Here is a 9,184-nt window from a genome sequence, read left to right on the forward strand (position 1 = left end):
GGGCGGCGCGGCGCGCTGCGTCGCGGCGCGCGGGGGTGCGGGCGACCTTCCGGGCGGGGCTGAGCGCCGACGACGGCGTGGCGGCGGCCGCGGAGACCTCGACCTCGGTCACCTCGACCTCGACCTCCGTCTCCACCACCGCGACGTCGGGCGCGGCGACCTCGCCCGTGTCGGCGTCGTCGGCAGCGACGACGCCGGCGGGCTCCGCTGCCGGCGCCGCCACCGACCCGGCCGGCGCCTCGGCCGGTGCCTCGACCGGTCGGCCCGTCGGCACCAGGGCGGTGGTCCGTGCGGAGACCGCGTCCCGCCGCGCCAGCACCCGGACCCGGTCCGAGATGTGCTCAACGGTGCGGGAGGCCGCGTCCTCCTCGTGGTGGCGGAGCGCCTTCGGTACCAGGTAGACGGCCCAGGCCACCGCAACGGCGACGAAGATCAGTGCGCTCACACGGGAGAGGTTAGGTTCGCTAGCGCAGAAGTGAACGCATGTCTACGGGCGTGTCACAGATTGACTCCTGTGACTCGTGCGATTTGACCGTCGTTCCGCCGCGATCGCCCGATCCGGGCGCCCGCGACGCGCCGCGGGCTCACTCCACCGCGGAGACGTCCCCACCCGAGGACTGCCAGCGCGCGAGCAGCCCGAGCGGCACCTCCTCCTTGGTGATCGCGAAGATCCGGTGGTCGCGCCACTCCCCGTCGATGTGCAGGAACCTCGGCGCGTAGCCGATCTCGCGGATCCCGAGCTTCTCCACCACCCGCAGCGAGTTCGTGTTCTCGGGCCGGATGCAGACCTCGACCCGGTGCAGGCCGACCGTGGTGAAGCAGTGGTCGATGACCATCGCCACCGCGCGCGGCATCACGCCGCGCCCCGCGAAACGCTGGTCGATCCAGTACCCGACCGACGCGAACTGCGCCGACCCGCGGACGATGTTGTTGACACTGACCTGGCCCGCGAAGACGCCGTCCACCTCGATCACGAACGGCAGGTTCGTGCCGCGGCGGGCGGCGGCCCGCAGCCGCCGCGCCAGCGACCGGAACGATGTCGGCCGCGCGTCACCGCCGGGCGGCACCGTCGCGTCCCACGGCGTCAGCCAGGCCAGGTTGCGCTGCCGGGCAGCCCGCCACGCGGCGCCGTCCGAGGCCTGGATCGGCCGCACGGTCACCACCGGGTCGCTGCCCGAGGTCAGCACGTTCGGCCACGCCTGGCCCGGCACCCGGGTGGTCATCCGACCCTCGGCCCACCGCTGCCCGGTCAATGGTCGCTCCCCACGACCTGCTCCACCGCGTGCACCAGCACGGGCTCCAGCACGGCGAGCGCGTCCTTCACGCCGCCGCGCGAGCCGGGCAGGTTGACCACCAGGCAGTCGCCGGCGACCCCGGCCAGCCCGCGCGAGAGCGCGGCGGTCGGCACGCCCTTGGCCACGCCCGCGGCGCGGATCGCCTCCGCCAGGCCCGGCACCTCGCGGTCCAGCAGCGGGCGGGTCACCTCGGGGGTCAGGTCGGTGGGGGTCAGCCCGGTGCCGCCGGTGGTCAGCACCACCCGCGCCCCGACGGCGACGGCGGCCGCGATCGCCTCGCCGACCGCCTCCCCGTCCGGCCGTACGACGGCAGGCCCGACCTCGAAACCGAGCCCGGCCAGCGCGGCGACGATGAGCGGACCGGTCGTGTCCTCGTAGACGCCGGCCGCCGCACGGTTCGACGCCACCACGACGGCCGCCGGCAACCCCGACGCGCCCGACGCGCCCGACGCGCCCGACGCGCCCGACGCGCCCGACGCGCCCGACGCGCCCGACGGGTCAGTCACGGGACCAGTCCCCCGACCGGCCCCCGGACTTGGTCTCGACCCGCACGTCGGTGATCACCGCGGCCTTGTCGACCGCCTTCACCATGTCCACCACCGTCAGCGCGGCCACCGTGACGGCGGTCAGCGCCTCCATCTCGACGCCGGTGCGGTCGGTGGTGCGGACCCCGGCGCTGATCTCGACGGCGTCGTCGGCGACCGTCAGGTCGACCGTGACGCCGGAGATCGCCAGCGGGTGGCACAGCGGCACCAGGTCCGGCGTCCGCTTCGCGCCCATGATCCCGGCGATGCGGGCCACCGCGAGCGCGTCGCCCTTCGGCACGCCCTCGCCGCGCAGCAGCGCGACCACCTCCGGCGAGACCAGCACCCGCCCCGAGGCCGTCGCGGTCCGCGCCGTCACGTCCTTCGCCGACACGTCGACCATCCGGGCCGCGCCACTGGCGTCCACGTGCGTCAACCGCCGCTCGCTCATCGGTCCTTCTCCATCACTGCCCCCGTGCCGGCGCCGCGCGCCGGATGCCTGCCGCGTCGCCGGCGCCCGCCGGGACGATCGCCCCGATCCTCGCACCCGCGGGCAGGTCCTCGCTGCCCGGTGGCACCACGAGGACCAGGTCCGCGCGGGCGAGCAGGCGCTGCGAGTGCCCCGCGTGGCCGGGCAGGACGAGCGCGCGCCCCTCGGCGTCGTACGTGCCCGGGAGGAGGAGCGTCCGGTCCGGCGACCGGCGGACCGGCGCCGCGACCTCGACCGGGACGTCGACGCCGGCCCGCACCGGGTCGGCGCCGGCGAGCAGCGCGAGGACGGGCCGCACGAAGCACTGGAAGGCCAGATAGGTGGCCGCCGGGGTGCCCGGCAGTGCGACCACGGGGACCCGGCGCGAGCCGCCGGACTCGACGACGAGGGAGCCGGCGCCCTGGGGGCGGCCCGGCCGCACCGCGACCGGGCCGAACCAGAACCCGTCGCGCCCGGACAGCGCCGCCTTGACCACGTCCCGGTCGCCCGCGGAGATGCCGCCGGTGGTGACCACCAGGTCGGCGTCGCGCACCGCCTGGTCCAGCGCGACCAGGAAGTCCTCGGGCTCGTCGCCGACCGGCCCGACGGCGCGGGCCTGGGCACCCAGCGCGCGGAGCTCGGCGACCAGGGCCACCGCGGTACTGTCGTGGACGGCACCGGCGGCGAGGCGGTCGGCCGGGGTGCCGGCCGGCACCAGCTCGGTGCCGGTGGTCAGCACCACCACCCGCGGCGCGGGACGGACCAGCACGTCGCCGACCCCGGTGGCGGCCAGCAGCCCGACCGTGCGCGGCGCGAGCACGGCGCCCGCGGCGGCCACCTCGTCGCCGGCCGCGACGTCCTCGCCGGCCCGGCGGATGTTCGCCCCCGCCGCCACGGGGCGCCCGACGAGGACGCGCCCGTGGACGCTCGTGGTCCACTCGAACGGCACCACGGCGTCGGCGCCGGGCGGCACCGGGGCGCCGGTCATGATCCGGATCGCGGTCCCGCGCTCGAGCGCGCCGGGGCCGGGTACGCCGGCGCCGATGGTCCCGGAGACCGGCAGCCCGGCGTCGGCCGCGGCCGGCGGTGCCAGGTCCGAGGCGTGCACGGCGAAGCCGTCCATCGCCGCGTGGTCGAAGCGCGGCAGCGCGACCGCGGCCACCACCGGCTCGGCCAGGCGTCGGCCGACCGCGTCGGCCGGCGGCGTCGCGACGGGCGCGAGGGGCGCCAGGTCCGCCAGCAGCGCGGCGCGGTGCTCCTCGACGGAGCGGGCCGGCGCGGGGAGGTCCACCCCTACGCGCCGAGGACCTCGCCGGCGGCGACCCGCTGGGCGCACTTGGCGGTCAGCTCGACGTCGCCGACCACCTGGACGCCGTGACCGAAGGTCCAGTCCCCCTCGATGCTGAAGGACGACGCCTTCTGCAGGGAGGGTGCACCCTCGGGGAACCGCTGGTCGAAGTCGCCGACCAGCTTGTAGTAGCTGGTGTCGAGGTCGATGAACGGCACGTCGCTGGCGACCTGGGTGAGCGCGAAGTCGGTGCCGATCTCGTAGACGTCCGAGCGCAGCACGAGCAGGTCGTTGGTCGTCTTGACCGGGATGAACCGGTCGCGGCCGACCTCGATCAGGCGCGCGCCCTCGAAGACCTCGATCGCGGCGCCCATCGCCGTCTCGATCTGCACCACCTCCGGCGTGGAGGAGTCGGCCGGGTCGAGGTGCTTGACGTTGCGGATCAGCGGCAGGCCGAGGATGCCCTCGCGCTGGTCCAGCGTCGCCTTCATCGCGTGCAGGTCGAACCAGAGGTTGTTGGTCGAGGTGAACCGGTGCCGGTCCAGGTCGGCCAGCGCGGCCTTGTCCTGGGGCAGCGTCTGCGCGGTCTCGCGGAGCACGATCCGGCCGTCGGCCTTGCGCCGGGCGAAGTGGCCGCCCTTGCGGTCGCTGGCGGTGCGGCGGACCGACTCGATCGCGAACGGCGCTCCGCTGGCCGCGAACCAGCCGGCGACCTTCGGGTCCGGGACGGCGCCCAGGTTGTCGGAGTTGGAGACGAAGACGTAGCGGTAGCCCTGCTCGATCAGCAGGTCCAGCGTCCCCGAGCCGCGCAGCGCCGTGTAGATGTCGCCGTGGCCGGGCGGACACCACTCCAGGTCCGGGTCGGCCGGGAAGCTCGCCGGCGCCAGGTTCGACGCGAGCAGCTTCGGCTCCTTGTTCTGCAGGAACTCCAGCGGCAGCCCCTCGACCCGCAGGTCCTCGTAGCGCGCCAGCGCGTGCAGCGTGTCGGAGGAGGTGCGGAACGAGTTCATCAGCAGCAGCGGCAGCGTGGCGTCGTACTCCTTGCGGAGCTGCAGCACCTGCCGCGCGATGATGTCGAGGAAGGAGAGGCCACGTCGCACGCACAGCAGCGACTTGGCGCGGTCCATGCCCATCGAGGTACCCAGGCCGCCGTTGAGCTTGATCACGACGGTCTTCTTGATCGCGTCGGCGGCGACATCGTCGGGGACCTCGACGTCGGCGAGGGCCTCCATGTCGACCGGCTCGATCGTGGACTCGGGGATCATCCCGGTCTCACCGTGCTCGAGCAGACGGTAATAGTGCGCGAAGGTCTCGATGGCGATCTCGTCCACCCCGGCCTCACGCATCTTCGCCCGAGCCTTGTCCAAGCCTGCGCTACCCATACCCACGATCGTAGGCTTGAAAGGTGTCGAGTCCACATTCGATGCCAGAACCCGACGACCAATCCACCGCCGACTCCCCAAATCAGGGGGTCCCGTCCACCGGTCCCGCGGCGTTGCGCGCCGCGAAGCGCGCGCTGCGCGACCGGATCCTCGCCGCGCGCGAGCGGCGCGACCTCCTGGACCACACCGCGTCCGCCGGCGGCTTCGCCGACGGCGCCTACCGAGCGCCCGAGCTGCAGCGGGCCACCACGGTGGCCTGCTACGTCGCGATCGGCTCCGAGCCCGGCACGGGACCGCTGCTGGAGCGGCTGCGCCGCGACGGGAAGCGGGTGCTGCTGCCGGTCCTCAAGGCCGACAACGACCTCGACTGGGCCGAGTACGACGGCCCGGAGTCCCTCGGGTACGGCCGGTTCGGCCTCATGGAGCCGACCGGGCCCCGGCTCGGCGTCGACGCCATCGCCGAGGCCGACGCGGTGCTCGTGCCGGGCCTGGCGGTCTCCGAGCGGGGCTTCCGGCTCGGCCGCGGCGGCGGCTCCTACGACCGGGCGCTGGCCCGGGTGCCGGCCGACGCCTTCACCGCGGTGATCGTCAACCCCGAGGAGGTCGGCGCCGCGGTCCCGGTGGAGCCCCACGACCGGCCGGTCCGCGCGGCGGTCACCGTGAACGCGCTGCACCGCTACTGACGCAGCGCGAACAGGGGCTCAGGGCACGCCGAACAGGGGCTCGCGGCACGCCGAACAGGGGCTCGCGGCACGCCGAACAGGGGCTCAGGGCACGCCGAGCCGGTGGTTCGGCCGCGCCTGCCCCAACTGCCGGTTCAGCCTGCCCCAACTGCCGGTTCGGCCTGCCCCAACTACCGGTTCGGCCTGCCCCAACTGCCGGTTCGCGCTGCCCCAACTGCCGGTTCGCGCTAGTCGGCGGGGCGGAGCACCAGCGTCTCGTCGGTCGCCCGGACGACGTCCCCCTCGGAGAACGGCCAGGCGAGGTCCTCGCCCCTCGCCCACAGGTCGGTCTGGTCGGTGTAGTGCGGGTGGAAGGCGTGCCCCGAGACGCCGGTGAGGCTGATCCAGCGCGCGGCGTCGAGGTCGTCGAGCGGCACGATCATCCGCATCGACGGGGCGGAGGTGACGTCGTACCCCTCCGTGGCGTCCCAGCCGGTCGCGTCGACCACCGAGCCGCCGCCGGCGGCCTCCCACCCACCGCGGTTGAAGATCCGCTCCACCGCGCCGATCCCCGACTCCCCCAGCGTCGGCGAGCGCAGCTCGAGCTCGTGCAGCCGTCCCCAGGACCACTCGCCCGGGTCGGGCGACAGCAGCGCCGTCAGCTCGTCGCGCGCGGCGAGCTGGGCGGCGACGAGGATGTCGTTGCGGTCCTCGACGACGTCCTGGGTGGTCACGTCGTCCCACCACGGGTCGTGCCGGCGGGTGAGCAGCCCGGCGACGACGTCGAACCAGCGCGACCCGCCGTCGGGACGCAGCCCCACCGGCAGCTCGTCGTCGAACGTGGCCCGCAGCAGCTGCCGCCAGGCCGCGTTGAAGTACGCCGCGGCGGCACTGTCGGCGGGCTGGCGACCGTCCCAGCCGAGCAGGAGGTCCTGACCCTCCGCGTAGTAGCCCTCCGGGAGGCGCACGCCGAGCAGGTACGGCCGCAGCACCTGCGCCAGCGGGTTGAGGTCGTCGAGCTGGACGCGCCGCACGGCGGCCACGCCGAGGTCCGGCACGGCGTCGGCGAGCAGCCGCTCGATCCGCGCGGCCCGGTAGCCGCGGTCCCAGTCCTCGCCCAGCGGGTACGGGTAGCGGTCGGGGTCGACCGGCTGCTGGTTCGCGGCGACGATCATCCCCGAGGGCGGGTCCAGCACCCACGGCATCGCCGCCGCGGGCACCCGCCCGGCCCAGTCGTTGGCCGGGCGCCAGCCCGCGACCGGCGTCGAGCCGTCGTGCCCGGGCGCCCGCAGCGGGATCTCCCCGGCGGCCTGGTAGCCGATGTGGCCGTCGGTGTCGGCGTACAGGACGTTCTGGCCGGGCACGGCGAAGTCCTCGAGCGCCGCGCGGAACGACGCGAAGTCGCCGGCGACGTTCAGGTCGTACAGGGCGTCGGCCGTCGGGCGGGGGCGCAGGGCCGTCCAGGCGAGGGAGACCCCGGTGCTCCAGCGGGCACCGGAGCCGGCGGCGACCGCGCCGGCCGCGGTGGCGGCGGAGAGGAGGCCGCCCTCGGTGAGGTCGATCCGCTCCGAGACGCGGTCGAGGGCGACCAGGTCCGAGAGCAGCGGGCCGTGCCGGGTGGCGCGGACCGTGAGGTCGACGGGGTCGCCGCCGCGGACCTTGATCCGCTCGACGCGCGTCCGCAGCCGGCGGCGCCGGTCGCCGTACCGCCAGTGGTCGCCGTCGATGCGCTCCACGTAGAGGTCGCTGACGTCGGCGCCCAGGTTGGTCAGGCCCCAGGCGATGTCCGCGTTGTGCCCGATCACCACCCCCGGCACGCCGGCGAACCCGAAACCGGCCACGTCGAACGGGCACTCGGCGCCGACGCTGCGGCAGTGCAGCCCGACCTGCGACCACGCCCCCGGCAGGGAGACGCCGAGGTGCGGGTCGTTGGCCAGGATCGGGGCGCCGGTGCTGGTGTGGTCGCCGTCGACGACCCAAGCGTTGCTGCCGATCCCGTCCCCGTCGCCGAGCAGCGTCGGCGCCGCCGCCAGCACGTCCGCCGCGGCCGCCAGCGCCGCCGTGACGCCCGGTCCCGGCGGCGGGCGCAGCGTGCTGCTGGTCGCGTCGGCGCCGGGGTCGAAGACGCCGTCCACCACGGCACCCTGGCGCACGATCGGCGGATGGGCCTCCGCGTCGTACGGCGGGTAGAGGTCGGCCGCCCGGTCCGAGCCGACGAGGGCGACCGAGACCGCGCGGGCCGCCTCGTCGTCCACGTTGGCGCGCAGGTCCCAGGCCATCGCCTTGAGCCAGGCGATCGAGTCGACGGCGGTCCACCGCGCGGGCCGGTAGTCGAGCCCGGCGAGATCCAGCAGCGCGTACTCCAGCGACAGGTCGGCCAGCGACCGCTCGGCGAGGTAGGCGTTGACGCCCTCGGCGTAGGCGTCCAGCGCCGCGCGGGTGGCCGGGCGGAGCATGGTCAGCTCCCGCGCGGCGACGCGCCGCCAGCCGAGCGTGCGGACCACCAGGTCCCCCTCCAGCGCGGACTCCCCGAGCAGCTCGGCGAGCCGGCCGGCCGTCGCGTGCCGGCGCACGTCCATCTCGAAGAAGCGGTCCTGGGCGTGCACGTACCCCTGGGCGAACATCAGGTCGTGGGTGGTGTCGGCGTAGATCTGCGGGATCCCGTGGCCGTCGCGCAGCACCTCGACCTCGGCGTCGAGGCCGTCCAGCCGCAGGGCGCCGGCGGTCTGCGGCCAGGAGCTGCGGGCGATGCCGACGCCGGTCAGCGTCGCGGCGACCAGCACGACCACGAGCCCGACGACGCCATAGACGGTCCAGCGCAGGGACGGTGGGAGCCCGCGGAAGCCGCCGCGCGTCGGGCCGGCGCTGCCCCGGGGCGTCGTGCTCGTGCGGCCCTGGCCCGCGTCGGTCCCGCTCTCCATCGTGGCCGCCATTGTGCCGGGTCACCGGTCCGTGACGTAGGATTGGCAGTCGCAAGTCGCGAGTGCTAACCGCTCCGCCTGATCGTCCTCACCGGGAGTCGACCATGCCCACGTACCAGTACCGCTGCACCGAGTGCGGCCACTTCTTCGAGCAGGTCCAGAGCTTCTCCGACGACGCCCTGACCGAGTGCCCGGAGTGCCGTGGGCTGCTGCGCAAGGTGTTCAACGCGGTCGGCGTGGTCTTCAAGGGCTCCGGCTTCTACAAGACCGACAGCCGCAGCGGCTCGACGAGCACGGCCTCGTCGAGCTCCTCCAGCACCCCCGCGAGCACCGGGTCGGGCTCCGACTCCTCGTCCTCGACCTCCACCTCGACGACCTCGACCTCGTCCTCGTCGACCTCCACCGCCGCCACCGGCTCCTGACCCACCGGCCCCCGGCGGCCTGTGGACGGGCCGCCGCACCCCTGTCCGGGCTGACGCCCGCGACCTAGCGTCGCCGCATGCCTGGCACCTCGACCCCCGCGGGTCGCACCCCGGTCCTGCGCCGCGCGGGCGACGCCCTCGGCCGCGCGGTCCACCACGCCGGGGACGGACCCGGGCTCCCCCAGGGCTGAGGCGCCCGCGGGGGGCGAGAAACCCCAGGT

At 75.1% G+C, this 9,184-nt stretch carries 9 protein-coding genes; 2 read left to right on the forward strand and 7 right to left on the reverse strand.

The features are described from left to right. The 6 genes from ABLM29_RS21660 to ABLM29_RS21685 form a co-directional block, all read right to left on the reverse strand. A partial coding sequence (locus ABLM29_RS21660; RefSeq protein WP_502889305.1) for a SepX/GlpR family protein occupies window positions 1-445 on the reverse strand: 445 nt, incomplete at its 3' end. Window positions 446-584: 139 nt separating this feature from the next. Then, a complete protein-coding gene (locus tag ABLM29_RS21665) occupies window positions 585-1,223 on the reverse strand; it encodes a GNAT family N-acetyltransferase (RefSeq protein ID WP_349716695.1) in 639 nt (212 codons plus the stop codon). Between the two features lie 26 nt (window positions 1,224-1,249). Further along, window positions 1,250-1,720, reverse strand: a complete 471-nt coding sequence (locus tag ABLM29_RS21670; RefSeq protein ID WP_349716703.1) for a MogA/MoaB family molybdenum cofactor biosynthesis protein — start codon at window positions 1,718-1,720, stop codon at window positions 1,250-1,252. A 73-nt stretch (window positions 1,721-1,793) separates the two neighbouring features. Then, window positions 1,794-2,270 carry a cyclic pyranopterin monophosphate synthase MoaC gene (moaC, locus tag ABLM29_RS21675; RefSeq protein ID WP_349716696.1) on the reverse strand — a complete coding sequence of 159 codons (477 nt, stop codon included), beginning with the start codon at window positions 2,268-2,270 and terminating at the stop codon, window positions 1,794-1,796. 13 nt (window positions 2,271-2,283) lie between these two features. Then, complete coding sequence (locus ABLM29_RS21680) at window positions 2,284-3,579, reverse strand: molybdopterin molybdotransferase MoeA (RefSeq protein WP_349716698.1); 1,296 nt, start codon at window positions 3,577-3,579, stop codon at window positions 2,284-2,286. 2 nt (window positions 3,580-3,581) lie between these two features. Beyond that, the gene (locus ABLM29_RS21685; RefSeq protein ID WP_349716699.1) at window positions 3,582-4,958 is read right to left on the reverse strand and encodes a UTP--glucose-1-phosphate uridylyltransferase; all 1,377 of its coding nucleotides are present in this window, start codon (window positions 4,956-4,958) and stop codon (window positions 3,582-3,584) included. Between the two features lie 113 nt (window positions 4,959-5,071). Between ABLM29_RS21685 and ABLM29_RS21690 the strand changes: the two genes are divergently transcribed. After that, window positions 5,072-5,641 (forward strand): 5-formyltetrahydrofolate cyclo-ligase, encoded by a 570-nt coding sequence (locus ABLM29_RS21690; RefSeq protein WP_349716700.1) that lies wholly within the window; start codon window positions 5,072-5,074, stop codon window positions 5,639-5,641. A 227-nt stretch (window positions 5,642-5,868) separates the two neighbouring features. Here ABLM29_RS21690 and ABLM29_RS21695 read toward each other — a convergent pair whose 3' ends face one another. After that, on the reverse strand, window positions 5,869-8,541 hold the full coding sequence (locus ABLM29_RS21695) for a penicillin acylase family protein (protein ID WP_349716701.1): 2,673 nt from the start codon (window positions 8,539-8,541) through the stop codon (window positions 5,869-5,871). 104 nt (window positions 8,542-8,645) lie between these two features. Between ABLM29_RS21695 and ABLM29_RS21700 the strand changes: the two genes are divergently transcribed. Further along, window positions 8,646-8,963: an FmdB family zinc ribbon protein gene (locus ABLM29_RS21700; RefSeq protein WP_349716702.1), complete on the forward strand. Its 318-nt coding sequence runs from the start codon at window positions 8,646-8,648 to the stop codon at window positions 8,961-8,963. Window positions 8,964-9,184: the final 221 nt, after the last annotated feature.

Origin of the sequence: Nocardioides sp. YIM 152588 (genome assembly GCF_040191335.1) — a bacterium.
Taxonomy (GTDB): Bacteria; Actinomycetota; Actinomycetes; order Propionibacteriales; family Nocardioidaceae; genus Nocardioides.